Annotated in this window: 1 pseudogene; it reads right to left on the minus strand. The window is 79.3% G+C overall.

Features of this window, described 5'->3' with window-relative positions:
* Nucleotides 1-1,010: pseudogene (locus tag ABZ641_RS39430) on the minus strand (hypothetical protein); the annotation flags it as partial.

Genomic DNA, 1,010 nt, shown 5'->3' on the forward strand with positions numbered 1-1,010 from the left:
CCGCCAGGGTGCGGTCGCGGACGGAGCGGTCGGCGGCGCCCGGCTCGTGGACGGTGAGACTGACGACGCGGCGGCTGGCGGCGGCGAGCAGCAGGTCGTGCCCGTCGGGGGCACGCCACCGGCTCCAGGCCACGGTGTCCTGGTCGAAGCGGCTGCAGCCGCGGCCCTCGGCGTAGCCGGTCCTGGCCGGTTCGGCGGCGCCGGGCAGCAGCAGTTCGGTGGCGGCGGAGCCGGTGCCGTTCCAGCGGTCGGTGCGCAGGCAGACCCAGGTGGCGGTGCCGGCCCGCTGGGGCAGCGACTGGACGGCGAAGGCCCAGGCGTTCAGCGCCTTCACCCCGGGGGTGCGCTCCGGGATCGCGCAGACGGTGCGGGCCCAGGTGGTCAGCGCCTCGCTCCCGGTGGCCTCGCGGGGTGCGCGGGCGGCCCCGGTGGTGGGCGGCGGGGTGTAGGTGAGGTGGGCGGGGGCGAGGCCGCCGAGGTCGGCGAGCAGGAAGGCGTGGTTCTCGGCGACCTCGCGGGAGGAGCGCAGTTGCAGGGCGGTGAGGTCCTGGCAGCCGTCCGTCGGGGGTGCGGGCACCGGGTCGGTGACGCCGTCCCTCCGGCCGAGCGGGCGGGCGGGTGTGTCGGGGGCGCGGAGGCTGCGCAGCGAGGCCTCGGAGATCCAGGGGGCGAGCAGGTAGCGGACGGCGTCGCCGGTGCGGTGCAGCACCAGCGCGGCGGCGGTGGTGACGTCGGAGTCGTCGGCGCGGGCGAGCTGCAGGCCGCGGCCGTCCGTCCAGCGGGCGATCCGGCCGCCGTCGGAGAGCAGCACGACCTCGTCGCCGTCGACGCTGCCGGCGTAGAGCAGTTGCGGGGGTGCGGCGGGCGGGCCGGCGGCGGTGCCGGGTTCGAGGCCGGCGGGTTCGCGGCCGGTGGGTCCGGTGCCAGGGGCGGCGCCGTCCCAGGCGGCGAGGGCGCGGCCGAGCAGGGCCCGGTCGCCGGTGCGGTCGCCCCGGGCGGGCCAGGCGGTG

This window comes from Kitasatospora sp. NPDC007106 (assembly GCF_040634455.1).
In the GTDB taxonomy this organism is placed as follows: domain Bacteria; phylum Actinomycetota; class Actinomycetes; order Streptomycetales; family Streptomycetaceae; genus Kitasatospora; species Kitasatospora arboriphila.